Annotated in this window: 24 protein-coding genes and 2 pseudogenes; 10 read left to right on the top strand and 16 right to left on the bottom strand. The window is 64.4% G+C overall.

Annotated elements, in window-relative coordinates:
• From Q0687_RS05130 to sdhC, 10 genes and pseudogenes are all read right to left on the bottom strand, one after another.
• A pseudogene (locus Q0687_RS05130) lies at window positions 1-243 on the bottom strand (OmpA family protein); the annotation flags it as partial.
• 172 nt (window positions 244-415) lie between these two features.
• Window positions 416-679 (bottom strand): hypothetical protein, encoded by a 264-nt coding sequence (locus Q0687_RS05125; RefSeq protein WP_298873079.1) that lies wholly within the window; start codon window positions 677-679, stop codon window positions 416-418.
• 72 nt (window positions 680-751) lie between these two features.
• On the bottom strand, window positions 752-1,138 hold the full coding sequence (locus tag Q0687_RS05120) for a VOC family protein (RefSeq protein WP_298873077.1): 387 nt from the start codon (window positions 1,136-1,138) through the stop codon (window positions 752-754).
• A 16-nt stretch (window positions 1,139-1,154) separates the two neighbouring features.
• Window positions 1,155-1,979 (bottom strand): FkbM family methyltransferase, encoded by an 825-nt coding sequence (locus Q0687_RS05115; protein WP_298873074.1) that lies wholly within the window; start codon window positions 1,977-1,979, stop codon window positions 1,155-1,157.
• Between the two features lie 209 nt (window positions 1,980-2,188).
• Window positions 2,189-4,053 (bottom strand): annotated as a pseudogene (locus Q0687_RS05110) (ABC transporter ATP-binding protein/permease).
• A 50-nt stretch (window positions 4,054-4,103) separates the two neighbouring features.
• Window positions 4,104-6,257 carry a hybrid sensor histidine kinase/response regulator gene (locus Q0687_RS05105; protein ID WP_298873072.1) on the bottom strand — a complete coding sequence of 718 codons (2,154 nt, stop codon included), beginning with the start codon at window positions 6,255-6,257 and terminating at the stop codon, window positions 4,104-4,106.
• Between the two features lie 178 nt (window positions 6,258-6,435).
• Window positions 6,436-7,218, bottom strand: coding sequence for a succinate dehydrogenase iron-sulfur subunit (locus tag Q0687_RS05100; protein WP_298873070.1), 783 nt, complete (start codon window positions 7,216-7,218; stop codon window positions 6,436-6,438).
• Window positions 7,219-7,325: 107 nt separating this feature from the next.
• Window positions 7,326-9,161: a succinate dehydrogenase flavoprotein subunit gene (gene sdhA, locus Q0687_RS05095; protein WP_298873068.1), complete on the bottom strand. Its 1,836-nt coding sequence runs from the start codon at window positions 9,159-9,161 to the stop codon at window positions 7,326-7,328.
• Between the two features lie 3 nt (window positions 9,162-9,164).
• Window positions 9,165-9,569 (bottom strand): succinate dehydrogenase, hydrophobic membrane anchor protein, encoded by a 405-nt coding sequence (sdhD, locus tag Q0687_RS05090; protein WP_298873066.1) that lies wholly within the window; start codon window positions 9,567-9,569, stop codon window positions 9,165-9,167.
• The gene (gene sdhC, locus Q0687_RS05085; protein WP_298873063.1) at window positions 9,566-9,964 is read right to left on the bottom strand and encodes a succinate dehydrogenase, cytochrome b556 subunit; all 399 of its coding nucleotides are present in this window, start codon (window positions 9,962-9,964) and stop codon (window positions 9,566-9,568) included. Before sdhC ends, sdhD begins: the two co-directional genes overlap by 4 nt.
• 519 nt (window positions 9,965-10,483) lie before the next feature.
• Between sdhC and Q0687_RS05080 the strand changes: the two genes are divergently transcribed.
• Complete coding sequence (locus Q0687_RS05080; protein ID WP_298873061.1) at window positions 10,484-11,344, top strand: sulfite exporter TauE/SafE family protein; 861 nt, start codon at window positions 10,484-10,486, stop codon at window positions 11,342-11,344.
• Window positions 11,345-11,462: 118 nt separating this feature from the next.
• On the opposite strand, the gene Q0687_RS05075 is transcribed toward Q0687_RS05080, so the two are convergent.
• Window positions 11,463-12,992 carry a malonyl-CoA synthase gene (locus Q0687_RS05075; protein ID WP_298873059.1) on the bottom strand — a complete coding sequence of 510 codons (1,530 nt, stop codon included), beginning with the start codon at window positions 12,990-12,992 and terminating at the stop codon, window positions 11,463-11,465.
• Window positions 12,993-13,087: 95 nt separating this feature from the next.
• Between Q0687_RS05075 and Q0687_RS05070 the strand changes: the two genes are divergently transcribed.
• The 4 genes from Q0687_RS05070 to Q0687_RS05055 all read left to right on the top strand — a co-directional run bounded on the left by Q0687_RS05070 (window position 13,088) and on the right by Q0687_RS05055 (window position 16,323).
• Complete coding sequence (locus Q0687_RS05070; RefSeq protein ID WP_298873057.1) at window positions 13,088-13,849, top strand: SDR family oxidoreductase; 762 nt, start codon at window positions 13,088-13,090, stop codon at window positions 13,847-13,849.
• A 318-nt stretch (window positions 13,850-14,167) separates the two neighbouring features.
• Entirely contained in the window at window positions 14,168-14,722 is a 555-nt protein-coding gene (locus Q0687_RS05065) for a fasciclin domain-containing protein (protein WP_128962789.1), read from the top strand.
• Between the two features lie 174 nt (window positions 14,723-14,896).
• On the top strand, window positions 14,897-15,526 hold the full coding sequence (locus Q0687_RS05060; protein WP_298873052.1) for a cytochrome b/b6 domain-containing protein: 630 nt from the start codon (window positions 14,897-14,899) through the stop codon (window positions 15,524-15,526).
• Between the two features lie 14 nt (window positions 15,527-15,540).
• Entirely contained in the window at window positions 15,541-16,323 is a 783-nt protein-coding gene (locus Q0687_RS05055) for a molybdopterin-binding protein (protein ID WP_298873050.1), read from the top strand.
• A gap of 3 nt (window positions 16,324-16,326) precedes the next feature.
• On the opposite strand, the gene Q0687_RS05050 is transcribed toward Q0687_RS05055, so the two are convergent.
• Entirely contained in the window at window positions 16,327-17,529 is a 1,203-nt protein-coding gene (locus Q0687_RS05050) for a YbfB/YjiJ family MFS transporter (RefSeq protein ID WP_298873048.1), read from the bottom strand.
• 133 nt (window positions 17,530-17,662) lie between these two features.
• Here Q0687_RS05050 and leuB point away from each other — a divergent pair, with 133 nt between their 5' ends.
• Both leuB and Q0687_RS05040 read left to right on the top strand, forming a co-directional pair.
• Window positions 17,663-18,775, top strand: a complete 1,113-nt coding sequence (gene leuB, locus Q0687_RS05045) for a 3-isopropylmalate dehydrogenase (RefSeq protein ID WP_298873046.1) — start codon at window positions 17,663-17,665, stop codon at window positions 18,773-18,775.
• A 117-nt stretch (window positions 18,776-18,892) separates the two neighbouring features.
• On the top strand, window positions 18,893-19,528 hold the full coding sequence (locus tag Q0687_RS05040) for a DapH/DapD/GlmU-related protein (protein ID WP_298873044.1): 636 nt from the start codon (window positions 18,893-18,895) through the stop codon (window positions 19,526-19,528).
• A 70-nt stretch (window positions 19,529-19,598) separates the two neighbouring features.
• Here the strand turns inward: Q0687_RS05040 and Q0687_RS05035 are convergent, their stop codons facing one another.
• Window positions 19,599-19,985, bottom strand: a complete 387-nt coding sequence (locus tag Q0687_RS05035; RefSeq protein WP_298873042.1) for a hypothetical protein — start codon at window positions 19,983-19,985, stop codon at window positions 19,599-19,601.
• Between the two features lie 156 nt (window positions 19,986-20,141).
• On the bottom strand, window positions 20,142-20,930 hold the full coding sequence (locus Q0687_RS05030; RefSeq protein ID WP_298873040.1) for a hypothetical protein: 789 nt from the start codon (window positions 20,928-20,930) through the stop codon (window positions 20,142-20,144).
• Window positions 20,931-21,046: 116 nt separating this feature from the next.
• On the opposite strand from Q0687_RS05030, the gene Q0687_RS05025 reads away from it, so the two are divergent.
• Window positions 21,047-22,081, top strand: coding sequence for an aspartate-semialdehyde dehydrogenase (locus tag Q0687_RS05025; protein WP_298873038.1), 1,035 nt, complete (start codon window positions 21,047-21,049; stop codon window positions 22,079-22,081).
• A gap of 134 nt (window positions 22,082-22,215) precedes the next feature.
• On the opposite strand, the gene Q0687_RS05020 is transcribed toward Q0687_RS05025, so the two are convergent.
• On the bottom strand, window positions 22,216-22,860 hold the full coding sequence (locus tag Q0687_RS05020; RefSeq protein WP_298873037.1) for a carbonic anhydrase: 645 nt from the start codon (window positions 22,858-22,860) through the stop codon (window positions 22,216-22,218).
• Window positions 22,861-22,968: 108 nt separating this feature from the next.
• Between Q0687_RS05020 and Q0687_RS05015 the strand changes: the two genes are divergently transcribed.
• Both Q0687_RS05015 and Q0687_RS05010 read left to right on the top strand, forming a co-directional pair.
• Window positions 22,969-23,850, top strand: coding sequence for a CoA ester lyase (locus Q0687_RS05015; RefSeq protein WP_298873035.1), 882 nt, complete (start codon window positions 22,969-22,971; stop codon window positions 23,848-23,850).
• A 249-nt stretch (window positions 23,851-24,099) separates the two neighbouring features.
• Complete coding sequence (locus tag Q0687_RS05010; RefSeq protein ID WP_298873033.1) at window positions 24,100-24,852, top strand: hypothetical protein; 753 nt, start codon at window positions 24,100-24,102, stop codon at window positions 24,850-24,852.
• 19 nt (window positions 24,853-24,871) lie between these two features.
• Here Q0687_RS05010 and Q0687_RS05005 read toward each other — a convergent pair whose 3' ends face one another.
• Entirely contained in the window at window positions 24,872-25,291 is a 420-nt protein-coding gene (locus tag Q0687_RS05005) for a DUF6455 family protein (protein ID WP_298873031.1), read from the bottom strand.
• Window positions 25,292-25,410: the final 119 nt, after the last annotated feature.

The raw sequence follows: 25,410 nt of genomic DNA, 5'->3' as shown, positions 1-25,410 counted from the left end.
CGGTGCGGCCGGTGGCTTGGGGGCGGCAGGCGGTGCCGGCGGCGGCGTTGCCGGGCGCGCAGCGGGCGGCGGTCCCTTTGGCGCTTCCTTCGGAGGCTGCTTCGGTTTTCCGTCAGGGCCCGTCTCCGGCTGGGCCTGCGCGACCACGAGCGGCGGCGCGCTTTGCGCATGAGCTGCAGAGCCTGCAAATTGCATCGCGGTCAGGGCCGTCGTGGCAAGCAGCACGAAACGAAGGTTGGTCATGTGGTTGAACTTCCCCGGAAGGTTCTTTGACGATGTGAAGTCGGGTGATGAACAGCTACGCGTTAGGCCGGATTGTGGCGGGCGAAGACATTGCGTCGCGATTTATTTCTGCATGGAAATCATGTCACGAGAACAACGTTCATTACGCATTCAGGCGTGAGTCGCAATCGCCTCACATGTGAGTGCTCTGTCTCACATGTGACGCCTGCGACGAATTGGCATCCGTCGCGGGATTCGGCGTGAGCGGGCCGCTCGGTCCACGCGACGGAATCTCTTCGGGCACGCGGCCCGGCAATTCGTCGGGCCGAGGTGATTCGCCGGGCTCGTGCACCGGCGGCGTGACTTCAGGCTGCGGATTGCCCGGCGGAATACCGGGCGGCGGCTCGGTCGGCGTGCCCGGTGTCGATGGCGGTATCTCGGGCGGGTCAATCGGCATCGGCATCATCGAGGTCAGTTGTCAGGAGAACGACAACGATGATGCGGCACCAATGTTCCGCCGCGCGTTACGCTATTCCGGCGCGTGGCAGACCGCCTCGATGTTGTGGCCGTCGGGGTCGAGCACAAAGGCGCCGTAATAGTTCGCGTGATAATGCGGGCGCAGGCCGGGTGGCCCGTTGTCGCGGCCGCCTGCCGCCATCGCAGCCTTGTAGAACGCATCAACCGTGGCGCGGTCTTTCGCCGAGATCGCGACATGCACCGGCTTGTTCATCGCGCCTTTTCCGTCGATCCAGAAATCCGGCTTGCCGCCCGCACCGAATCCGGCGGCTGCGGCGTGACCGGTCTGCTCCTCCGTCACTTCCATGATCAGGCTATAATCGAGCGGCGCGAGCGCCTTGCTGTAGAACGTTTTCGCCGCCTCATAGTCGGAGACGGAGAGGCCCAAATGATCGATCATCGCTAGGCTCCGTGGTTCAGCGCGACAGGAACGTATTGCTGCGCGTCTTGCGCGCGACGGTAAAGCCGCGCGCGACCATGTCGGCGATACAGTCCTGCTGCCATTCGTTTTGTGACAGATGCTCCATTACGACCGCGCGCGGCCATAGCGCTTGTTGCGCATCACGGAAGAAGCCGATCAGCACGCGGTCCTCAAAACCCTCGACGTCGATCTTGAGCGAATCGACCTGGGTCACGCCGGCCTCTTCAAGGATGCGCGTCAGCCGCAGCGAGGGCACCTTGATGGCCTCCGTGCTGGCCGCGCCGGTGACCACATGCGTGGCGCCGAGATTGCCGCCGCCGCTCTCGATCATCAGCTCGCCGTCGGCATCGCCCGCGGCGGCCTGCACCAGGCGAACCTGCGCCGCCTTCGATGCGGCATGGTTGAACGTGAGCCGCGCGAACGTGAGGGGATGCGGCTCGATCGCGACAACCTTGCCTGATGACCCGACCTGCCGTGCCATCACCAGCGCAAAGGTGCCGACATTGGCGCCAACGTCGACGAACGTGCCGCCTTCGGGTGTGTGCTGGCGCAGGAAGTCGAGCTCGTCGATGTTGTAGTCGGGATTGAACAGCGCGCCGCGCTCGGTGGCGCTGCCCTGATGGTAGAAGCGAAACGAAGCGCCCTGATATTGCACGTCGACCGGCCCGCCGCGCAGCAGGTTGACCAGTCGCGACATCCAGGGACGGAACGCGCCGCGCTTCAGCCCGGACCCCTGCGCGAGGCGGATGATCGCGGCCTGCGCTGCGTTGGGCGCAAACGCGCCGAACGGCGCGGTCGAAAGGGCGTTGTCGGGCGTCAAGCAGGCGGTCCTCGTTGCAGGCGGCGCATGCATAGCCGGTTTTGCAGAGAGCTACAATTTCAGTGTCATCCCGGCGCAGGCCGGGATCCATAACCCCAGGGAGGAGTTTGACGCGAGGCGCTCACTCCAAGTCTTCGCTAAACCTCTCTCGGTGGGTATGGATCCCGGATCTGCGCGCGCTTAGGGCGCGCTTGTCCGGGACGACGGCCTTACACCTTCTTCCGCTGCCGCAGGAATCGGCCGAGCAGCTTGCGCCTGCCCTTGCGCGGGATCAGGTCGATATCGCTGACGAGCTTGGCGCCGCCCTTGTGGCGCTCCAGCACGATCTTGCGGCTGTGGAAGGCCTCCAGCTCGACGCGATGCGCGACGCTGACGATGGTCGCCTTTGGCAGCTCGTCGGTGATCATCTGCATCATCTTGTCCTGGCTCTTCTCGTCGAGTGCCGATGTCGCTTCGTCCAGCACGACGATGTCAGGGTTGTGTAGCAGCAGCCGCGCGAAGGCGAGGCGCTGCTTCTCGCCGCCCGAGAGGGTCTGGTCCCAAGGCCCCTCTTCCGCGATCTTCTCCTTGAGATGGTCGAGGCCGACCTTGTGCAGGGCTTCGCCGATCTGCTCGATGCTCCAGTCGTCCTCCGCGCCGGGATAGGCGACCGCACGGCGCAGACTGCCCGAGGGCACGTAGGGCCGCTGCGGCAGCATGAACAGCCGCCGGTCTGGATGGAAATTGACGCTGCCGCCGCCCCATGGCCACAGGCCCGCGATGGCGCGCACCAGCGTGCTCTTGCCGGTGCCGGATTCGCCGGCGACCAGAAGCCGCTCGCCGGGCTCGATCACCACCTCGGTCTCGCCGACCACGGCGGTGCCGTCGTCGAGCGTGACGGAGAGGTCGTGCAGCTCCAGCATCGCATCGTTGCTGGTTTCGCCGCGCTTGATGCGGCCGAGGCCGTCGCCCAGCTCGGCGCGCTCGAGGCCGTCGAGCGACATCATCAGCGAGGCGATGCGGCGCGCGCAGGCGTTCCAGTCGGCGAGCCGCGGATAATTGTCGACCAGCCAGCCGAACGCGCTCTGCACGATGGTGAAGGCCGAGGCCGCCTGCATCACCTGTCCGAGGCTCATGCTGCCGTCGAGGAATTTTGGCGCGCAGAGCAGAAGCGGGACCACGGGAGCAACAAGGCTCGAGCCCTGCGACACCAGCGTGGTCCGCATGTGTTGCCCGGCGAGCCGCGCCCATTGCCTGAGCACGCTGGTGAAATTGCGGTCGATGCCGCCGCGTTCTTCCTCCTCGCCGCCGAGCAGCGCGATGCTCTCGCCGTTCTCGCGCACACGCGTCAGCGTGTAGCGGAAATCCGCCTCAGCCTGGTTCTTGTCCTCGGAGACCTGCACGAATTGACGGCCGATCCGCCCAGCGTGACGGTCAGCGCGCCGCCGATGGTCCAGAGCACGACGATGAAGGTTGCGGCCGACAGCAGCGCCGAGGTGACGCCGGCGAGGAAATCGACCGGCGAATCCGTCGCGATGCGCAAATCCTCGGCGATCCGATATTCCGGGTTCTTGTGGTCGCCGCCGACGAGGTTGAGCTGGTAGTAGCGCCCGTTCGCGAGCCACCGCGTCAGCACGCTGCTCGTGAGCCAGGCGCGCCAGCGGCGCTGGATGCCCATGCGCGCGAACACCTGGGCGACCCCGAGCACGATGCTGCCGATGGCGAGCGGAAAGAACACAGCGGTGAGATGGAGCACCGTGGTCGCATCACGCTTCTCGATGGCGTCGAAGATCGCCCTGTTCCAGACATTGATGCCGTATTGAAAGCCGACGGTGAGGACGATCAGCACGACGAGGCCGAGCGAAAAGGGCCAGGCGAGGCGGTCGCCCTTGCGGCTCCAGAAGCCCCGCGCGCTGATCCAGAAGCGCGTCAGCAGATAGTCCCTGCGCGCCTGCTCGGCCTCTTCGGCCGTCAGCTCGGGATCGGGCTCCAGCAATTCCGGCGGCGGCGGGACGACTTCATCGCCATTCTCGCCGGTGATCTTCACGATGGGCGGCGTCGTGCCCTGCTCACTTTTCCGGACCGGCTTCTGCATGAGGGAACAACGCCATCAGGTTCCCAGCGGTTCCAAGGAGGTTCCCAACCTCACTCGGCGGCGCCGTCCCGCACCCGCCTCGACCGAGCGGCCTGGTGCAGCACACGCGACAGCTCCTGGATCGAATAGGGCTTCTGCACCAGCTCGAAGCCGGCGACGCCGTCTTGTGACAAGGCCTGGCTATAGCCCGTGGTCAGAACGATAGGGACATCGATGCAACGATTCCGCATCGCCTCCGCAAGATCGAGCCCGGTCATCCCGGGCATGACGACGTCGGAGAACACGACGTCGAAGCGGTCCGGGTCGCTGACCAGTTCGGTGAGGGCGTCGGTGGCGTTGTCGATCAACGTGATGCTGTAGCCGAGCTCGGTCAGCCCGTCGGCGGCGAAATTGCCGAGCTCGATATTGTCTTCGACGACCAGCACCGACATGCCGCTGCCGGCGACGGCGGGAGCCGTGGTCGGCGCCTGGCTCCGCGGCAACCGATCGGCCGGCACGCGCGGCAGATAGAGAGAGAAGGTGCTGCCCTGGCCGACTTCGCTGACGACGGTCACTTCGCCGCCGGATTGCCGGGCGAAGCCGAACACCTGCGACAGGCCGAGGCCGGTGCCCTGGCCGACCTGCTTGGTGGTGAAGAACGGCTCGAAGATGCGCCCCAATTGTGCGGCGGGAATGCCGACGCCGCTATCGCTGACGGTGACGCAGATGAATCCAAGATCTTTCAAGGTCTGGCTTCCGGACAGATGCGTCAGCGTCTCCGGACCGCTCGTCGCCGTGTGGACCGTGAAGACGATCCGGCCCTTGCCCTGCATGGCATCGCGCGCATTGGTCGCCATGTTGATCATCGCGGTCTCGAACTGACCGGCGTCGGCGCTGACGAGGCAGGGCTCGCTCGGCAGCTGCGTGACGATCTCGATCGCAGATCCAAGCAGTGTGCCGAGCATGTCGCGCAGCGCACGCATCCTCTCGCCGACGTCGAACACCTCGGGCTTCAAGGTCTGGCGCCGCGCAAAGGCGAGCAGCTGCGAGGTCAGCTTGGCGGCGCGCGCGACGGCTTCCGCGATCGCCGTGATGTAGCGCTGCCGCCGTTCCTCGCTCAATTGCGGGCGGTTCAACAAGTCGACCGACGCGCGGATCACGGTCAGGAGATTGTTGAAATCATGCGCGACGCCGCCGGTGAGCTGGCCCAGCGCCTCCAGCCGCTGGCTGTGCTTGAGCGCCTCCTCGGCCTCGCGCCGCCTGGCAGCTTCGAGTTGGAGATGCTGGGTGCGGCGGAAGGCGAACGCCAGCAGGATGAACAGCAGCGCGGTGGCGGGTACGCCGAACACCAGATGCTGGCTCATGGTCGCGAACCAGCGCGCACGGATCGCCGAGGTCTCGAGGCCGGCGCTGACATAGATCGGATATTCGGCGACGCGCCGGTAGCCGATGCGCCGCTCGATTCCGTCCGATGGCCAAACGATGGTCATCAGCCCGCGGTCGGAATGGGCTGCAATGCTGTGGCCGACCGGGCCGTTGGGATCGAGTCGAAAGTCACGATCGAGCCGCGGGAATTGCGCCAGCAACACCCCATCGGCGCGTCCCATCGCAAAGAAGCTGCCGGGATCGGTCCCGATCCTGGCGTAGAAGCTCTCGAAATATTCAGGCAGGACGGAGGCCTGGATCACGCCGGTGAAGCTGCCGTCCTCGGACGAGCGGCGACGGCTGACGCCGAAGAAGCGCGCGCCCTGATATGGCAGACGCGGCGTCAGCGTGGCGCCGATGTAAGTGCCGATGCTCTGGTCGACATGGGCATAAAAATAATCGCGGTCGGCAAAGCTCAGCTCCGGCGGCGGTGACGCCAGGCTGTTGACCAGCGCTTTGCCGTCGGCATCGAAGATCCAGGCCGATTTGAGCTGCGGCAGCGTGTCGGTGAGCTGCTTCAGGCGCTTGTGCAGCGCTGCTTCCCGGGACCGGATCACGTCGTCGGGCAGGTCGCGCACGACCTCGTTGAGCTCGGCGAGACTCCGGTCGATGGTCTCGAACACCTTGAGCGCGTGCTCATGGGCGACATCGAGCGTCCGCTCGATCTCACGGTCGGCGATATCAAGCGTCGAATGGTAGGAAATCGCGGAAGCAATGGCGAACAGCGCAATGGGCAGCGCCAGGGATGCCGCCATCATCCACTGCAACAGTCTCAGCGAGTTGCGTTGTGCGCCCTGCACGGTCGCTCCGGTCCCCCGACCGGAGAGCTTACTTGAATCTGACGGGCGGAAGGAAGCGGCTTTGTGACGGAACTTCAGGTTGTGGTTCGCCAATTCGCGCGTACCGCGAGATCAGTCAATTTTGTCGAAAATCGTACCCCGGCCGCGCGGGCCGGGGTCGGTCGCATCAAAAAAGCCGTTAGATCTGGCGCTCGACCATCTTGAGCTTGAGCTCGGCGATGGCCTCGGCTGGGTTCAGGCCCTTCGGGCAGGCCTTGGCGCAGTTCATGATGGTGTGGCAGCGATACAGCCGGAACGGGTCCTCGAGATTGTCGAGCCGCTCGCCGGTGGCCTCGTCGCGCGAATCAGACACCCAGCGATTGGCCTGGAGCAGTGCGGCAGGGCCGAGATAGCGGTCGCTGTTCCACCAATAGCTCGGGCACGAGGTCGAGCAGCAGGCGCACAGGATGCACTCGTAGAGGCCGTCGAGCTTTTCGCGGTCCTCGTGGCTCTGGCGCCATTCCTTCTGCGGCGTCGGCGAGGTCGTCTTCAGCCACGGCTCGACCGAGACGTATTGCGCGTAGAAATTGGTGAGGTCCGGAACGAGGTCCTTTACGACGGGCTGGTGCGGCAGCGGGTTGATCTTCACCGCGCCGTCCTTCACGTCGTGCATCGAGCGGGTGCAGGCGAGCGTGTTCTGTCCGTCGATGTTCATGGCGCAGGAGCCGCAGACGCCTTCGCGGCAGGAGCGGCGGAAGGTCAGCGACGGGTCGATGTGGTTCTTGATCCAGATCAGGCCGTCCAGCACCATCGGACCGCAATCATTGACGTCGACGTAATAGGTATCGACGCTCGGATTCTTGCCGTCGTCGGGATTCCAGCGATAGACGCGAAACTCGCGCGTCTCGGTCGCGCCCGCGGGCTTCGGCCAGGTCTTGCCGCCAGTGATCTTGGAGTTCTTCGGAAGTGCGAATTCAACCATTTCTCTAACCTTTCGTCATTCCGGGATGGTCCGAAGGACCAGACCCGGAATCTCGAGATTCCGGGTTCGATGCTGCGCATCGTCCCGGAATGACGGCTACTGTTCGCTCAATACACGCGCGCTTTCGGCGGGATGTACTGCACGTCGTTGGTCATGGTGTAGTCGTGAACCGGGCGGTACTCGATCTTGACCTTGCCCTTGTCGTCGAGCCAGGCCAGCGTGTGCTTCATCCAGTTCTTGTCGTCGCGCGCGGAGAAGTCCTCGCGGGCATGCGCGCCGCGGCTCTCGGTGCGGTTGGTGGCGGAGTCCATCGTCACCACCGCCTGCGAGATCAGATTGTCGAACTCGAGCGTCTCGATCAGATCGGAATTCCACACCAGCGAGCGGTCGGACACGGCGATATCGGAGATGCCGCTGTGGACCTTCTCGATCAGGTTCTGGCCTTCGCTCAAGACCTCGCCGGTGCGGAACACGGCGCAGTTGGTCTGCATCACGTGCTGCATGCCTTCGCGCAGCTTTGCGGTCGGCGTGCCGCCCGAGGCATAGCGGTAATGGTCGAGGCGGCCGAGCGCGAGATCTGACGAGTTCGCCGGCAGCTCCGGCTGCTTGGCGTTCGGCGTCAACTTCTCGGCGAGGCGCAGCGCCGCGGCGCGGCCGAACACGACGAGGTCGATCAGCGAGTTGGAGCCGAGGCGGTTGGCACCGTGCACGGAGACGCAGGCGGCTTCGCCGATCGCCATCAGGCCGGGGATGATGGCGTTGTCGTCGCCGTCCTTCTTGGTCAGGACTTCGCCGTGATAGTTCGTCGGGATGCCGCCCATGTTGTAATGCACGGTCGGCACGATCGGGATCGGCTCGCGCGTTACGTCGACATTGGCGAAGATCTTGGCCGACTCCGAGATACCCGGCAGGCGCTCGGCGAGCACGGCGGGATCGAGATGGTCGAGATGCAGGAAGATGTGGTCCTTCTTCTTGCCGACGCCGCGGCCTTCGCGGATCTCGATGGTCATCGCGCGCGAGACGACGTCGCGCGAGGCGAGGTCCTTTGCCGACGGCGCATAGCGCTCCATGAAGCGCTCGCCTTCGGAGTTGACGAGATAGCCACCTTCGCCGCGGGCGCCTTCGGTGACGAGACAGCCCGAACCGTAGATGCCGGTCGGGTGGAACTGCACGAACTCCATGTCCTGCAGCGGCAGTCCGGCGCGCAGCACCATGCCGCCGCCGTCGCCGGTGCAGGTGTGCGCCGAGGTGCAGGAGGCGTAGGCGCGACCGTAGCCGCCGGTGGCGAGGATCACGGTCTGGGCGCGGAAGCGATGCAGCGTGCCGTCGTCGAGCTTGAGCGCGATGACGCCGCGGCAGGTGCCCTGGTCGTCCATGATCAAATCGATGGCGAAGAACTCGATGAAGAACTCGGCCGCGTGACGCAGCGACTGGCCATACATCGTGTGCAGCATGGCGTGGCCGGTGCGGTCGGCGGCGGCACAGGTGCGCTGCGCCTGGCCCTTGCCGTAGTCCATGGTCATGCCGCCGAACGGACGCTGGTAGATCTTGCCGTCCTCGGTGCGCGAGAACGGAACGCCCCAATGCTCGAGCTCGTAGACCGCCTCGGGCGCGTTGCGCACCATGTATTCGATCGCGTCCTGGTCGCCGAGCCAGTCCGACCCCTTCACGGTGTCGTACATGTGCCAGCGCCAGTCGTCCTTGTGCATGTTGCCGAGCGAGGCGGAGATGCCGCCCTGCGCCGCGACGGTGTGCGAGCGGGTCGGAAACACCTTGGTGATGCAGGCCGTCTTCAGGCCGGCCTCGCTGCAGCCGACCACGGCGCGCAGGCCGGCGCCGCCGGCGCCGACCACGACGACGTCATAGGTGTGGTCTTCGATCGGATAGGCTTTGCCATTGGTGGCGGGAGCGCCGTTGCCCTTGCCATTCGTCTCGTTGGCCATGGGTTACACTCCGGAAGACAGTTTGAGGATCGCATAGGCCGAAGCGAGCGCCACGGCGATCGAGAAGAAGTTGTTGAGCATGATCGAGACCAGCTTCAGCTTCTCGTGATGGACGTAGTCCTCGATCACGACCTGCATGCCGATCTTCATGTGCCAGGCGCTGGCGACGATGAAGAGCAGCATGATGACGGCGATCGGCAGCGAGCCGAGGGTCTGTGCCGCGAACGCCTGGTTGCGTCCAAACAGCATGACGATCACCACGATGACAGGGATCATCAGCAGCGTCATGGCGACGGCCGTGATGCGCTGGCGCCAGAAATCGGACGTGCCGGAATGCGCGGCACCGAGACTGCGGACGCGGCCGAGCGGGGTGCGCATGCTGCGCTTGGGCGTATCTGACGCGCTCATCGTCCACCTCCGATCGCGTAGGCGATGATCCAGATCAGCACCGTCAGCGCGATGCCGCCGATCGCTGCGCCCCAGGTCAGCGCTTCGCGCTCATTGGCCTTGAAGCCGTAGCCGAGGTCCCAAACGAAGTGCCTGATGCCGCTCAGCATATGGTGCATCAGCGCCCAGGTGTAGCCGAACACGATCAGCCGGCCGATGATGCTGCCGGTGAAGGCCTGCACGTTGGCGTAGGCGGCGGGGCCCGAAGCTGCGGCAACCAGCCACCAGACCAGCAGCAGGGTTCCGACATAGAGGGCGATACCGGTGGCGCGATGGACGATGGACATCGCCATCGTCAACGTCCAGCGGTAGACTTGCATGTGTGGTGAAAGCGGTCGTTCGATCCGTGCGGTCATGGGCTTTTGATGTTTATGGCGGCCCAGCGGGGCGCGCGCGGGGATCGCGAGAGGTCGGCTCTATTTACGGAGTCGATTTGGCCTGCGCAATCACCAAATCGCCATAAATCGAACCGGCATTCAGCTCTACGACATTGATGCAACAAGCCAATCGGGGGCTTGGTATACCAGCGCGATGGTGAACCGCCGAAGAAGAGAATATTAATTCATCTCTTTCTGCGACCGTCAAGGTGCATTGAAATTGCTATTGGAACGGCTCTAAGCCGCTGGCTGGTCATCAGGGTTCGAACCAGTCAGTTCATGGCACGCAGGCGCCTCGGCAAGCGCGCGTTCCACTCGCTGATTTCCACGACGCGCATCGATTTTCCGCGCCGCGGCGGATATGCGCCGTCTGCAATCCACCCAAGACTACCGATGCAGCGTGTCGACCGTCCAAATGGGATCGCCTACAGCTTCGCGCGCAGCTCAATTCGTCGCGCGAATCGGAAAAGTTGCGGTGAGCTGCGGGGGCAGGTCCGGGTGATCGCAGGTCTTTATATCAAGGAGCTCGTCGAGCTCGCGCTGCTGCTGATCGCAGTCGGCGCGCTATCAGGATTTCTCGCCGGCGTGTTCGGCATCGGGGGCGGCGCGATCCTCGTGCCGGTGTTTTACGAATGCTTCCGCATCGCCGGCGTGCCGCTGGAAGTCCGCATGCCGCTCTGTGTCGGCACCTCGCTCGCGGTGATCATCCCGACGTCGATCCGTTCGTTCCAGGCGCATTACAAGCGCGGCGCGGTCGACATGTCGATCCTGCGCGTGTGGTGGCTGCCGATCGTCATCGGCGTCGTCGCCGGCAGCGTGATCGCGCGCTACGCGCCCGAGCGCTTGTTCAAGATCGTGTTCGTCGTCGTTGCCTATTCCGCATCGGCCCGCCTCATCTTCGGTCGCGAGACCTGGAAGCTCGGCGACGACCTGCCGAAGGGACCGTTGATGCGCGTCTACGGCTTCTGCGTCGGCATTCTCTCGACGCTGATGGGCATCGGCGGCGGTCTGTTCTCGAACCTGCTGATGACGTTTTACGGCCGTCCGATCCATCAGGCGGTCGCGACCTCATCGGCGCTCGCCGTGCTGATCTCGATCCCCGGTGCGCTCGGCTACATCTATGCCGGCTGGCCCGCGGCCGCGACCTATCCCGGCGTGTCGGCCCTGCAAGTGCCGTTCGCGCTCGGCTACGTCTCGCTGATCGGCGCCGTGCTGGTGATGTCGATGAGCCTCGTCACCGCACCGCTCGGCGTGCGCGCCGCGCACGCGATGTCGAAGCGGACGCTGGAAGTCGCGTTCGGGTGTTATTTGTTTATCGTCGGCAGCCGGTTTGCGATGAGTTTGGTGGGCGGGCAGTAGCCGCCACAACCTCCGTCATTGCGAGTGCAGCGAAGCAATCCAGAATTTCTCCGCGGCGGCAGTCTGGATTGCTTCGTCGCAAGGGCTCCTCGCAATGACGGCGAGAGAGCGGGTCCCCTCACTTCTTCGCGTAAATATCCTTGTACGTATCCCGCAAGACGTTCTTCTGCACCTTGCCCATCGTATTCCGCGGCAGCTCGTCGACGACGAAGACGCGCTTGGGCATCTTGAATTTTGCCAGCCGTCCGTCGAGCGCCTTCAGCACGGCGGCCTCGGTGATGTCGGCGCCCTTGTTGCAGACCAGCACCGCGGTGACGCCCTCGCCGAAATCGGCATGCGGCACGCCGATCACGGCGGATTCGATCACGCCGGGCATGGCGTCGATCTCGCTCTCGATTTCCTTCGGGTACACGTTGAAGCCACCCGAGATCACGAGGTCCTTGCCGCGGCCGAGGATGTGGACATAGCCCTTGTCGTCGATCTTGCCGAGGTCGCCGGTGATGAAGAAGCCGTCGGGCCGGAATTCGGACTTGGTCTTTTCAGGCATGCGCCAGTAGCCCTTAAAGACGTTCGGGCCCTTCACCTCGATCATGCCGATATCCTCGCGCGGCAATTCCTTGCCGGTCTCGGGTTCGGTCACGCGTACCGAGACGCCGGGAAGCGGAAAGCCGACCGCGCCGGGGATGCGTTCGCCGTCGTAAGGATTCGACGTGTTCATGTTGGTTTCGGTCATGCCGTAGCGCTCGAGCACGGCGTGCCCGGTGCGTGCGGACCATTCGCGATGGGTCTCGGCCAGCAGCGGCGCCGAGCCCGAGATGAACAGACGCATATGCCTGGTCGTCTCCTTCGACAGCGACGGATTTTGCAGCAAGCGCGTGTAGAAGGTCGGCACGCCCATCAGCACCGTGGCGCGCGCCATTAGCTTGATGATGAGTTCAGGATCGAGCCTCGGCAGGAAAATCATCGAGGCCCGCGCGAACAGCGTCACGTTGGTCGCCACGAACAGGCCGTGGGTGTGGTAGATCGGCAGTGCGTGGATCAGCACGTCCTTGTCAGTGAAGCGCCAATAGTCGACCAGCGAAAGTGAGTTCGACGCGAGATTGTCGTGGCTGAGCATTGCGCCCTTGGAGCGGCCTGTCGTGCCCGAAGTGTAGAGGATCGCGGCGAGGTCGTCGTTTTCACGCGAGACCGTTGTGAACTCGCTGCTGGCCTTCTCGGCAGCGTCCGTCAGCGAGCCCTTGCCGTCAGCTCCCAATGTCTCGACCTTGGCCTTCACCTTGGCGGCGATCGGGGCGAGCCCTTCGGCCTTGGCGGGATCGCAGACCACCAGCGACGGTTCGGCATCGCCGATGAAGTAGTCGAGCTCGTTGAGCGTATAGGCGGTGTTCAGCGGCAGATAGACCGCGCCGGCCCTGACCGTGCCGAGATACAGCACGATATTGGCAACCGACTTCTCGACCTGCACCGCGACGCGGTCGCCCGGCTTCACGCCGCGCGCGACCAGCACATTCGCCATCTGCCCGGCCCGCGCGATCAGCTCGCCATAGCTGATACGACCGCCGTCCTGCGTCTCGATCGCGAGGCGCTTGGGATCGTCGAGGCCGTCGAACAGGCGGGAAAACAAATTGGCGTTGGCTGCGTGGTTCATGCAAGATTTCCTCGACCGCAAGACTGACAAGGCCGGTCAAAACCGAGGGCTGGATTAGCAAAAACCGCCCCAATGAAGCAACGGAGACAGTTTGCATGACCAAATCTGGGAAACGCGTGGCCTGGGTCACCGGTGGCGGCAGCGGGATCGGGGAGGCCGGCGCCGAGGCGCTCGCGGCCGATGGCTGGACGGTAGTGGTCTCCGGCCGGCGCAAGGACGCCCTGGAGACCGTGGTGGCCAAGATCACGGGGGCGGGCGGTGCCGCCGAGGCCATCGCGCTGGACGTCTCCAACGCGGACCAGGCCCAGAAGGCGGCCGATCAGATCGTCGCAAAGCACGGCCGGATCGACCTGCTCGTGAACAATGCCGGCATCAACGTCCCCAAGCGCAGCTGGAAGGACATGGAACTGGAGGGCTGGGACAGACTGGTCCAGGTCAATCTCAACGGCGTGCTCTATTGCATGCGAGCGGTGCTGCCGACGATGCGCAAGCAGCAGGACGGCTCGATCATCAACGTCTCCTCCTGGGCCGGACGCCACGTCTCGAAAATGCCGGGCCCAGCTTACACCACCACCAAGCATGCGGTGCTGGCGCTGACCCATTCCTTCAACATGGACGAATGCGTCAACGGCCTGCGCGCCTGCTGCCTGATGCCGGGCGAGGTGGCGACCCCGATCCTCAAGCTGCGTCCGGTGGTGCCGAGCGAAGAGGAGCAGGCCAGGATGCTGCAATCCGAAGATCTCGGCCGCACCATCGCCTTCATCGCCAGCATGCCGCCGCGCGTGTGCATCAACGAGCTGCTGATCAGCCCGACGCACAATCGCGGGTTCATCCAGACGCCGAACAACAGGGATTGAGGCGAGGCACTGCTGTAGGGTGGGCAAAGCGAAGCGTGCCCACCATTCTCAATTGCGGAGAGAGATCGTGGGCACAGCGCTTTGCGCCTTTGCCCACCCTACGGCACCATTCGCTCAGCATGCGCGCACCCCACACGGCCACCCGCCCCATAGTTTCACGCATCACAATAAATTATTCCCCGAAACTCCCATGCGAACCCTCCCGTAGTTCGGCCAACGACGCGCTGCTGCCTCACGTCAAACTGTCGCCAGCAGCCGTTGTTGCCCCAACGCAAAGGCCGGTCATCGCCGGTCACCATCGAAATCGGGAGTTTCTCCATGTCGAAGCGCATTGCCTATCTCACCGCCGCTGCCTTCAGCGCGCTGGCCATCACCGCATCAGTCATCGCGCCCGCCCGCGCCGAGGAAAAGACCGTCATGGTCGGCGGCGCCGCGATGTTCCCCTCGAAGAACATCGTCCAGAACGCCGTCAACTCGAAGGACCACACGACGCTGGTCGCGGCGGTGAAGGCGGCCGGCCTGGTGCCGACGCTGGAGGGCAAGGGCCCGTTCACGGTGTTCGCGCCGACCAACGCCGCCTTCGGCAAGCTGCCGGCCGGCACCGTCGACACCCTGGTCAAGCCCGAGAACAAGGCGACCCTGACCAAGATCCTCACCTACCATGTCGTGCCCGGCAAGCTCGAGGCCTCCGACCTCACCGACGGCAAGAAGCTGAAGACCGTCGAGGGCGAGGAACTGACCGTGAAGAAGCAGGACGGCAAGGTCTGGATCGTCGACGCCAAGGGCGGCACCTCGATGGTGACCATCTCCAACGTCAACCAGTCGAACGGCGTGATCCATGTGGTCGACACCGTGCTGATGCCGGCGACGTAACACCTGATACCCCTGTTTCATCCCCGACAGGATCCGTCGAAACAGCGAGCCGGGGTGACCCGGCTCGCTTTATTGTGACTGATAAGGCAGGCGATTCGATCTGCCGGCTGGCGTAACGAAAGCGGGCAGACCGGCGTATAATCACTGACGCCAGACCTTCAGGACGGAACCATCATGTCGAGCCTTACCGTGACCGACGAGCAGATCAGCGCCGTCAAGCCCAAGGTGATCCAGCCGGTCTGGGTCCGGGTCATGCATTGGACCAACGCGTTCGCCATGATCCTGATGATCCTGTCCGGATGGCAGATCTACAACGCCTCGCCGCTGTTCGGCTTCAGCTTCCCGCGCGACTACACGCTGGGCGGCTGGCTCGGCGGCGCCCTGCTCTGGCATTTCGCGGCGATGTGGCTCTTGATGATCAACGGCCTTGCCTATCTCATCACCGGTTTCGCATCCGGCCGCTTCCGGAAAAAACTGCTGCCGATCACGCCGTCGGGCGTGCTCCACGACGTCAGGGCGGCGCTGACCTTCAAGCTCGGCCATGACGACCTCAGCGTCTACAATTACGTGCAGCGCACGCTCTATGCCGGCATTATTGTTGTCGGAGTGCTGATCGTGCTGACGGGCCTGTCGATGTGGAAGCCGGTGCAGCTGCATTGGCTGGTGACGCTGTTCGGCGATTACCCGACCGCGCGCTACGTGCACTTCTTCTGCATGGCCGCGATCTGCGCCTTCCTCGTGATTCACGTCCTGCTCGCGCTCTTGGTGCCGAAGAGCCTGCGCGCGATGATCATCGGTCGCTGATTAGGAGAACCATCATGGCCAAGCGTTCATTCCTGATCCCCGGCGTCGACAAGCGGCTGCTGATCAAGGACTCCCTCAAAGTGATGCCTGACGTGACCCGCCGCCGCTTCATCGCCGGCGGCGCCAGCCTCGGCGCGCTGACCTTGCTCACCGGATGCGACGTGGTCGATTCCTCTTCGGCCGATACGCTGTTGGCGAAGGTCTCGAAATTCAACGATGCCGTGCAGGATTTCATCTTCAACCCCGATGCGCTGGCGCCGACCTTCCCCGAGAGCGCCATCACGAAGCCGTTCCCGTTCAACGCCTATTACGATCTCGACGACGCGCCTGACGTCGATGGCGAGGCCTGGAAGCTCGAGGTGCGCGGCCTCGTCGACAACAAGAAGTCCTGGACGCTGCCGGAGCTCTACAAGCTGCCGCAGTTCACGCAGATCACGCGTCACATCTGCGTCGAAGGCTGGAGCGCGATTGGCAGCTGGACCGGCACGCCGCTCCGCGATTTCCTAAAACTCGTCGGTGCCGACACGCGCGCGAAATACGTCTGGTTCCAGTGCGCCGACAAGGACGGCTACAACTCGCCCCTGGACATGCGCACCGCGCTGCATCCGCAGACGCAGATGACGTTCAAATACGCCAACGAGATCCTGCCGCGCGCCTACGGCTTCCCCATGAAGATCCGCGTGCCGACCAAGCTCGGCTTCAAGAACCCGAAATACGTCGTCTCGATGGAAGTCACCAACGACTACAAGGGCGGCTATTGGGAAGACCAGGGGTATAATTCGTTCAGCGGGAGCTGAGGCCTAGGCCGGCCCCACCTTCCGCTGCAGCAACGCCAGTACCGCGCCGAGCGCCAGTAGCGCGGCCGAGACATTGAGCGCGTAGCTCAGGCTCCCCAGCGCGTCCGTGATCGCGCCGACCACGATCGGCCCCAGCGTCTGGCCGACGCCGAACGAGATCGTCATCGCCGCGATCGCGGTTGGCCACATCGCCGGTGGATAGTTGAAGCGCACGAAGGCGGTGGTCGAGCCGACCACGGCGAAGAAGGCGACGCCAAACACCACCGCCGAGATGGCGAGCCAGGCGGGCGAATGCCCGAGGATCGGCAAGGCCGCCCCCAGCGCGTTGGTGCCGAGGATGATGGCGGTGGCCAGCCCGCCGCGATCGAGCGCGAGCACGCGCCGCCAGGCCCAGGGCGTGACGAAGGCGCTCATGCCGATCAGGCCCCAGAACGCGGCCTGTGCCGCAGCCCCTCCACCGCCGTCGCGCACATAGGCGATCATGAACGTCATGTAGGCGATGTAGCCGGCGCCGAACAGGAAGTAGGCGCCGAGATAAATCAGCACGGGAGCAACAGCGAAGGCGGCGTGGCTGCCTTCCGAAAAGCGCGCGCCGCTCTCGATCCGGACCAGGAACAGCGGCACGGTCATCGCGGCCGAGAGCAGCGTCATCGCCCACCACACGATCCACCACGAGCCCGGGCCGAAATGCTGCAGCGTGAACGGGGCGATCAGCCCGGAGGCGAGAATGCCGATGCCGGGTCCGGCATAAAACAGACTGAGCAGGAAGTTGGCCCGCTCCGGCCGCGTCTGCGCGATCGTTGCGGCCAGCGCGCCGCCGGCGACGAAGCCGGCCGCCGCGCCCAGGCCCAGCACCAGGCGGGCGAGGCTCAGCGCGATGAAATTGCCTGACAGCGCGCAGGTCGCGAGCGCGGCGACGCAGGCCAGGGTTCCGCCGCGGATCGCAGCCGACCAGCCGACGCGCTGGATCAGCCGCGACGCCATGAGCGCGCCCACGAGGTAACCGACGGCGTTGATGGTGTTCATGAAACCAGCCGCTGAGTAGGACCAGCCGAGGTCCTCCCGCATATCGGGCAGCACCAGCGCATAGGCAAAACGACCGATGCCGAGGCCGACGGTGGCGGCCAGCGACAGGGTCAATATCAGCCGCGCGGGATGCGCGACGGGTGGGCGGCGGTCTTGAGAAGAACAGTTTGGGGCGAGCAAGGGGGACTCCGGCGAGGCGCAGTGTGGCAGGCCCTGCCCGCCTTGCACAGCCGCGGCGCAGCAATGGTGTCTTGCCAAGCGCGCAACGCCGCTCTAGCACTCCGGCCGAATTTCGATCTCAGAGGAAACTGATATGGCGACCCACAAATTGCTGCTGCTCCCCGGCGACGGTATCGGCCCGGAGGTGATGGGCGAGGTGAAGCGGCTGATCGATTGGCTCAACTCGGCCGGGATCGCCAAATTCGAGACTGATACGGGCCTGGTCGGCGGCTCCGCCTATGATGCCCACAAGGTGTCGATCTCCGAGGGCGACATGGCCAAGGCGCTCGCCGCCGACGCCATCATCTTCGGCGCGGTCGGCGGTCCGAAATGGGACGCAGTGCCCTACGAAGTGCGCCCCGAAGCCGGCCTGCTACGCCTGCGCAAAGATCTCGCTTTGTTCGCCAATCTGCGTCCGGCCGTCTGCTATCCGGCGCTGGCGGATGCCTCGAGCCTGAAGCGCGAAGCGGTCGAGGGCCTCGACATCATGATCGTGCGCGAGCTCACGGGCGGCGTCTATTTCGGCGAGCCCAAGACCATCACCGATCTCGGCAATGGCCAGAAGCGCGCCATCGATACCCAGGTCTACGACACCTATGAGATCGAGCGCATCGGCCGCGTCGCCTTCGAGCTTGCCCGCAAGCGCAAGAACAAGGTGACGTCGATGGAGAAGCGCAACGTCATGAAGTCGGGCGTGCTCTGGAACGAGGTCATGACTGCCGTCCACAAGCGCGAATATCCCGACGTCACGCTCGAGCACCAGCTCGCCGATTCCGGCGGCATGATGCTGGTGAAGGCCCCGAAGCAGTTCGACGTCATCGTCACGGACAATCTGTTCGGCGACATGCTGTCCGACATCGCCGCGATGCTGACCGGCTCGCTCGGTATGCTGCCCTCGGCCTCGCTCGGCGAGGTGGACGTGAAGACCAAGAAGCGCAGGGCGCTGTACGAGCCCGTGCACGGCTCGGCGCCTGATATCGCAGGCCAAGGCCTCGCCAATCCGATCGCGATGATCTCGTCCTTCGGCATGGCGCTGCGCTATTCCTTCGACATGGGCGCGCTCGCCGACAAGGTCGACGCGGCGATCGCCGCGGTGCTGGCCAGCGGCCTGCGCACCGCCGACATCAAGTCGGAAGGCACCGCCGCCGCCTCGACCACGCAGATGGGCGAAGCGATCCTGAAGGAACTGCAGAAGCTGCACGCGTAAGGCGGGTGGTGTTGTCATTCCGGGATGGTCCGAAGGACCAGACCCGGAATCTCGAGATTCCGGGTTCGGCTCTTCGAGCCGCCCCGGAATGACAGCGCCGTAGCTCGGAGTAAGTTCATGGATGCACCCCGCCCGAAGATCGCGGAAACCTTCATCGATGAGACGGTGCGCCAGCGCGAGGCGCGGATCGGGCGGCGCTGCGAGATTCTCAGCCATACCCGCATCGAATATGCCTCGCTCGGCGATTACTCCTATCTCGGCGAATACTGCGAAATCGCCGATGCCGTGATCGGCAAGTTCACGGCCATCGCCAATTCCGTTCGGATCGGTGCGCCCAATCATCCGATGGGCCGCGCCTCGCAGCATCGCTTCACCTACGTCCCCGAATATTACGAGGCGAGCGCAACGCGCGACCGCGACTTCTTCGCCGATCGCCGCGGCGATCGCGTCATCGTCGGCAACGATGTCTGGATCGGTCACGCCGCGATCCTGCTGCCGGGTGTGACCGTCGGCGACGGCGCGGTGATCGGCGCGGGCGCGGTCGTCAGCCGCGACGTCGCGCCTTACACGATTGTCGGCGGCGTGCCCGCGCGCCCCATCCGCAAGCGCTTCGACGATGCCGTCGCGGCAAGCCTGCAACGTATCGCCTGGTGGGATTGGCCGGACGAGCTGATCTTCGAGCGCCTCGCCGATTTCCGCTCCGAGGCGATCGAGGAGTTTTGCCGGCGCTATGATCCGGCCGCTAATTCGTGAGGCGGACGCACCTCCCGAAACGAAAAAGGCCGGGCTCACGCCCGGCCTTTTGATTCGAAAGATACGCCGCTCAGTACAGCGGGAAATTCTGCGGATAGCCGCCGACATCGGCAGGCGTCGCCAGCGGCTGGCGGTCGATCGGGCGGTTGAGGTTTTCGCGGGCGAAGGACGGATAGCCGACGGCCGGCGGGAAGGCGTAATCGGTGAACTTGCGGTCGCCCGGATTGACCTCGGTGCCGCCGTCGAGCCAGGAGCGCTTGCTCACGTAAATGCGGGTGCGGCCCTGCTGGTAGACCGCATTGGGGCCGGCCGGACCGTAATAATGTCGGCCGCGATCATCAAAGCGCTGCTTGGTCTTGGTGTCGGCCGAGGCCGGCGCAGCGAAGGCGATCGCAAACGCGGCGCTCGCCGCAAGCAACGTCGCCAGTTTGTTCGCCGCAGAAAAATTCGAGCTCATCACGTCCCCTTCAGGCGGCGCGCCGCCAGTCGATTTCCCCCCATACTAGCCCGGCCGGGGGGACTGCAACTAGGTCTATTCAGTCACACCAGGACGGAATAATCGGGCGCGCCGGCAAAAGTTGCATCAATACCAGCGGCTTGAGCTTGATGCGCCTCAAAGCGTCCCGCGCAATTGCGCATTCGCCGCGCCCAGCAGCCAGTCACCCGAACCCGGGGCGTCGCAGGAGCGGCGCTTCAGCTCGGCATGGGCGAACAGCTCGGCCAGCTTCGGTTCGTTGCCCGAGCCGAGCTGCGTCAGCCGGTTCAGCGTGCAGGCGATCGCCGCACGCCGGGCCGGCCAGGTGTCGCCCTGGCAGGAGAAGCCGGAGATCTGCAGGGCCGGCTCCTCGTTGCGCTTGAGATAGCCGAGGCATGCAGGCGAACCGTCCGCTGCGCCCGACGGACGGAACAGGGCGACGGGGCCGAATTTGGTGTCGATCAGGCCGGCCTGCTCGAGCGTGGTATCGGCACCCAGGCCCATCTGGGCGGCCAGGCCTGATGTTGCCGGACGCGTCACGTCGAATTCGCTGCCTTCCCGATAGATCTCGAGCTCGGCCACCACCTTGTCGGCGTCGCCAGCCCAGCGCATAACGTCGCGGCGGCCACCTTCGGGGTGCCGAAAAATGGTATAAGAGGCTGTTTTCTCTGACGTATCCAGTCGGCTGAGAGCGAAGGCCGGATGCGAGCGGTCTGCGACCGCCCAGCCGGGTTTTGCGGCGGGCTCGTCGCCCTGCAAATCAGGCAGCTGGCCGAGCCCGGCCAGCGCGAGGATGGCAAACAGGGCCAGCGTCCCCACATAGGCGAACAGGCGCGCCAGCGTGCCGACGACCTCGTCGGCGAAATTGGCGAGCGCCAGATGGATCTGGGTGGGATTTGCGGCCGTGCCGGCCTCAGGCGACTGCATCCACGTCCCTAAGGCATGGTCCAACGTTGTCTTGAGGCCGGTTCTCGCATAGAAGCGCTGCTCTTCCTGTTTAAGCATCAGCTTCAGGAACGGCCTTTTTCATCGGAGAGTGAACGATGGGTTACAAAGTCGCAGTCGTCGGCGCGACCGGCAATGTCGGACGGGAAATGCTCAACATCCTGGATGAGCGCAAATTCCCCGCGGACGAGGTCGTGGCCCTGGCGTCACGCCGCAGCGTCGGCGTCGAGGTCTCCTATGGCGACCGCACCCTGAAGTGCAAAGCGCTCGAGCATTACGATTTCTCCGATGTCGACATCTGCCTGATGTCGGCGGGCGGCTCGGTGTCGAAGGAATGGTCGCCGAAGATCGGCGCCGCCGGCGCGGTCGTGATCGACAATTCCTCGGCCTGGCGCATGGATCCGGACGTGCCGCTGATCGTGCCCGAGGTGAACGCGGCCGCGACCGAAGGCTTCAAGAAGAAGAACATCATCGCCAACCCGAACTGCTCGACCGCGCAGCTCGTGGTCGCGCTGAAGCCGTTGCACGACAAGGCCACCATCAAGCGCGTCGTGGTCTCGACCTATCAATCAGTGTCGGGCGCCGGCAAGGATGCGATGGACGAATTGTTCTCGCAGACCAAGGCCGTCTACACCAACAGCGAGCTGGTCGCGAAGAAGTTTCCGAAGCGCATCGCCTTCAACGTCATCCCCCACATCGACGTCTTCATGGAGGACGGCTACACCAAGGAAGAGTGGAAGATGATGGCGGAGACCAAGAAGATTCTTGATCCCAAGATCAAGCTCACCGCGACCTGCGTGCGCGTGCCCGTCTTCGTCGGCCACTCCGAAGCCGTCAACATCGAGTTCGAGAATCCGATCAGTGCGGATGAAGCGCGCAACATCCTGCGCGTGGCACCCGGTTGTCTCGTCATCGACAAGCACGAGCCCGGCGGTTACGCGACTCCTTACGAAGCGGCCGGCGAGGACGCCACCTATATCAGCCGCATCCGCGAGGACGCGACGGTGGAGAACGGCCTCGTGCTGTGGTGCGTCTCGGACAATCTGCGCAAGGGCGCCGCGCTGAACGCGATCCAGATCGCGGAAGTCCTGATCAACCGCAAGCTGATCAGCGCGAAGAAGCAGGCGGCGTAACGAACTCTCTCCCCTCGTCGTCCCGGACAAGGTGCCGTAGGGTGGGCAAAGCGAAGCGTGCCCACGAATTTTCGTGATCGAGAGAGGTGGTGGGCACGGCGCGTTGCGCCTTTGCCCACCCTACGAGAGCAGCGCTACACCACGCTCCGCGCGCTCCTGAATTCCTTGCTCGCCTTGTCCAGCACGAACAGCGTTCCCTCCGCAACGCCGAAATAGGCGCCGTGCAGCTGCATCTGGCCGCTCTCGACGGCCTTGCGCACGAACGGGAACGTCATCAGGTTCTCCAGGCTGCGGAACACCGCGGCCTTCTCGATGCGCTCGACGAATTGCGCCATCGTCTCGTGGTTGCGCTGCTCGACCACCTCGCCCGGCTTGATGAACATCTGCATCCATTTGCCGATGAAGTCGCCCGGCGTCAGCGGCTCGATCTTGTCGACGAAGGCGCGGATGCCGCCGCATTGCGCGTGGCCGAGGATGACGATGTGCTTCACCTTCAGCACGGTGACGGCATATTCCAGCGCGGCCGAGACGCCGTGGGCGTTGGCGTCGGGCTGATAGGTCGGCACCAGATTGGCGATGTTGCGGACGACGAACAATTCGCCGGGGCCGACGTCGAAGATCGCCTCGGGCGAGACGCGGCTGTCGCAACAGCCGATCACCATCACTTCGGGCGACTGTCCCTTCACCGACAGCTCGCGATAGCGGTTCTGCTCGGCCGGCAACCGGTTGGTGGCGAAGGCGTTGTAACCGTCGAGCAGGGACTTCGGGAATGTGATCATGGCCTATGCCTAATCATATACCGGTAGCGCGAACAAGCCTTTCGAATAGGCAGGCCAGATGCTATCGGCTTCGGCCATCATACCGAGGAAACAGGAAGGACCGCCTGCATGACCCGTCCGCGCCGCAGCCATCTGTTCATGCCAGGCTCCAACCCGCGCGCCCTTGAAAAGGCGCGCAATCTCGCCGCCGACGGCCTGATCCTGGACCTCGAGGATTCCGTCGCCCCCGACGCCAAGGCGGTGGCGCGCGACGGCATCGCCGCCGCGATCGCTGCAAAAGGGTTCGGCAAGCGCGAGATCCTGATCCGGACCAACGGTCTCGACACGCAATGGTGGGCCGAAGACGTCGCCATGGCCGCCAAGGCCTCGCCTGACGGCATCCTGGTTCCAAAAGTTTCAAGCATCGAAGATCTCCAGACCATCCGCCGCGATCTCGCCGGGCTCGGTGCCGCACCCACGGTGAAAGTCTGGGCGATGATCGAGACCGCGCGCGCGGTGCTGCATGCCGAGGAGCTGGCTGAGGCCGGTCGCGATCCATCGAGCCGCCTCGCCGGCTTCGTGTTCGGCCCGAACGACATCTCGCGCGAGACGCGGATCAAGATGCTGCCCGGCCGCGCCGCGATGATCCCGATGATCACGCATTGCATCCTGGCGACACGCGCCGCCGGCCTCGAAATCCTCGACGGCCCCTATAGCGACATCGCCAATCCTGACGGCTTCGCCACCGAATGCGCGCAAGGCCGCGATCTCGGCTTCGACGGCAAGACGCTGATCCATCCCTCGCAGATCGAAGCGTGCAACGCGATCTTCACGCCGCCCGAGGAAGACATCGCGCGCGCACGCAAAATCATCGCAGCGTTCGAGCTGCCGGAAAACGTCTCGCGCGGCGCGATCCGTCTCGACGGCGCAATGGTGGAACGCCTGCACGCCGACATGGCCCGGCGCACCATCGCAATCGCCGATGCGATTGCGGCGATGAGCAAGGGCTGAGACAGGAACTGAGCAAAGGGCCCGGTCCGGTCCGCCAGGCCGGGCGTGATGGAACGGAGGTCGTTTCGCGGCGGGAAGCGTCGGTAATCCGCTGATGTGCCTGATGCTGCGGTGCCACGGTGCCTTCGGGATCACGTCCCCGCGAATATGCCCCGCGGCCACCGCCGTTGACTTGCGCAACGCCCGCGTCGCAAGGTAATCCCGGAAACATCTGAACATATCGGGCCCAACCTTGTGTGAGGTCTCCCCATGACGGCACTTGCGGAAGTGGCTGCTCCGGCCAATCTCGTTGATGAACTCACGGCACATGCGGTGCGCAGCATCGAGGCCGCGGACCATTCCGCATCGCCATTCCCCCATATCGTGTTCCGCGATTTCTTCCCGGCGGATTTCTACCGGGACATGATCCGAAGCGTGCCGACGCAAGGCTACGATCCGATCACCGGAACGGGGACGCGCATGGCGCTGCGCCTCTATGGCGAGAACGTCGACAAGATCGAGCCGTCGCTGCGCCCGGCATGGGCCGCGGTGTCGGCCATGCTTTGCTCGAAGCCGGTCGAGGAGGCGATACGGAACCGGCTGCATGACGGGCTCGAGATTCGCGCCCGTGGCGACAAGGTGGCCCGTGCCGAGGACCTGACGCTCGTCGCAAAGCCGGTCGTCTACGTCGACAGGGACGGCTATCAGATCAAGCCGCATCCGGACACGCGCAAGAAGGTCGTGACGATGCAGCTGTATTGTCCGGCCGATGACAGCCAGGAAGCGCTGGGCACGACGCTCTACAAGGCTTCGCTCAAGGGCCTGTTTCACGTCGGCTCTTATTGCCTCGAGCCCGTGAAGACGATCCCGTTCCTGCCCAATGTCGGATACGCCTTCGTCGTCCTGAAGGCCTATCACACCCTGACCCGGATGAGCTGGCATGGCCGTCCGCAGATCCATACCGATCGTGACAGGGTCACCATTCTCAACACGTTCTATGTGAACGAGAAGGTCGGCTTCTGATCTCTGCGCATCGGTCGCGTCAGCGCGGCGCGACCTCGGCGCGATCGAGCGATTCCAGCGTCGCGGCGTTGCCGCAATAGCCGTGATAGTTTTCAGCCGCGGTGCCGTCGGCGAGATCGCGGTCGCATTGTCCCTTGTGACCGCAGAGCGAGCAGACCCGCTCCATGTCGCGCAGCAGCAGCGGCTGTGCGCGTCCGAGTCCCTCCGCGTCGATGCCGAGCTGCTCCAGCATCTTCGGCAGTTCGTCGGCGGCATGCTTGCCGTTGCGGACCAGCTCTTCGAGATCGTCTGGTGCGATCCTGAGATCGTTCGCGATCCGGTCGAATTCGGCGCGATCGAGTTGCCGCATCTCGGTCATCTCGCGGCGATGCTTCAGCCAGCTGGCGAAGGACTCGATGAGATCCTGGACGATGGGATAAGGCCTGCTTGCGGTGCTCATGAAAAGCTCCATTGGGATCGTGCGATTGGAGCAAGACTAGGCAAAATGATGCAGGGGCGCGTTGCGCTGGATCAAATTGGAAGAAAGCCGAGGAAACCGATGCCGTGTCCCGGACGCGG

It is taken from the genome of uncultured Bradyrhizobium sp. (assembly GCF_936928535.1).
Classification (GTDB): Bacteria; Pseudomonadota; Alphaproteobacteria; order Rhizobiales; family Xanthobacteraceae; genus Bradyrhizobium.
This window is presented reverse-complemented; position numbering and strand designations above follow the sequence as displayed.

Coding starts and splice junctions, on each gene's coding strand:
- Q0687_RS05125 (WP_298873079.1), bottom strand. CDS start 679: ATGCCGATTGACCCGCCCGAGATACCGCCATCGACACCGGGCACGCCG.
- Q0687_RS05120 (WP_298873077.1), bottom strand. CDS start 1,138: ATGATCGATCATTTGGGCCTCTCCGTCTCCGACTATGAGGCGGCGAAA.
- Q0687_RS05100 (WP_298873070.1), bottom strand. CDS start 7,218: ATGGTTGAATTCGCACTTCCGAAGAACTCCAAGATCACTGGCGGCAAG.
- sdhA (WP_298873068.1), bottom strand. CDS start 9,161: ATGGCCAACGAGACGAATGGCAAGGGCAACGGCGCTCCCGCCACCAAT.
- sdhD (WP_298873066.1), bottom strand. CDS start 9,569: ATGAGCGCGTCAGATACGCCCAAGCGCAGCATGCGCACCCCGCTCGGC.
- sdhC (WP_298873063.1), bottom strand. CDS start 9,964: ATGACCGCACGGATCGAACGACCGCTTTCACCACACATGCAAGTCTAC.
- Q0687_RS05075 (WP_298873059.1), bottom strand. CDS start 12,992: ATGAACCACGCAGCCAACGCCAATTTGTTTTCCCGCCTGTTCGACGGC.
- Q0687_RS05070 (WP_298873057.1), top strand. CDS start 13,088: ATGACCAAATCTGGGAAACGCGTGGCCTGGGTCACCGGTGGCGGCAGC.
- Q0687_RS05065 (WP_128962789.1), top strand. CDS start 14,168: ATGTCGAAGCGCATTGCCTATCTCACCGCCGCTGCCTTCAGCGCGCTG.
- Q0687_RS05060 (WP_298873052.1), top strand. CDS start 14,897: ATGTCGAGCCTTACCGTGACCGACGAGCAGATCAGCGCCGTCAAGCCC.
- Q0687_RS05055 (WP_298873050.1), top strand. CDS start 15,541: ATGGCCAAGCGTTCATTCCTGATCCCCGGCGTCGACAAGCGGCTGCTG.
- leuB (WP_298873046.1), top strand. CDS start 17,663: ATGGCGACCCACAAATTGCTGCTGCTCCCCGGCGACGGTATCGGCCCG.
- Q0687_RS05040 (WP_298873044.1), top strand. CDS start 18,893: ATGGATGCACCCCGCCCGAAGATCGCGGAAACCTTCATCGATGAGACG.
- Q0687_RS05035 (WP_298873042.1), bottom strand. CDS start 19,985: ATGAGCTCGAATTTTTCTGCGGCGAACAAACTGGCGACGTTGCTTGCG.
- Q0687_RS05030 (WP_298873040.1), bottom strand. CDS start 20,930: ATGCAGTCGCCTGAGGCCGGCACGGCCGCAAATCCCACCCAGATCCAT.
- Q0687_RS05025 (WP_298873038.1), top strand. CDS start 21,047: ATGGGTTACAAAGTCGCAGTCGTCGGCGCGACCGGCAATGTCGGACGG.
- Q0687_RS05020 (WP_298873037.1), bottom strand. CDS start 22,860: ATGATCACATTCCCGAAGTCCCTGCTCGACGGTTACAACGCCTTCGCC.
- Q0687_RS05015 (WP_298873035.1), top strand. CDS start 22,969: ATGACCCGTCCGCGCCGCAGCCATCTGTTCATGCCAGGCTCCAACCCG.
- Q0687_RS05010 (WP_298873033.1), top strand. CDS start 24,100: ATGACGGCACTTGCGGAAGTGGCTGCTCCGGCCAATCTCGTTGATGAA.
- Q0687_RS05005 (WP_298873031.1), bottom strand. CDS start 25,291: ATGAGCACCGCAAGCAGGCCTTATCCCATCGTCCAGGATCTCATCGAG.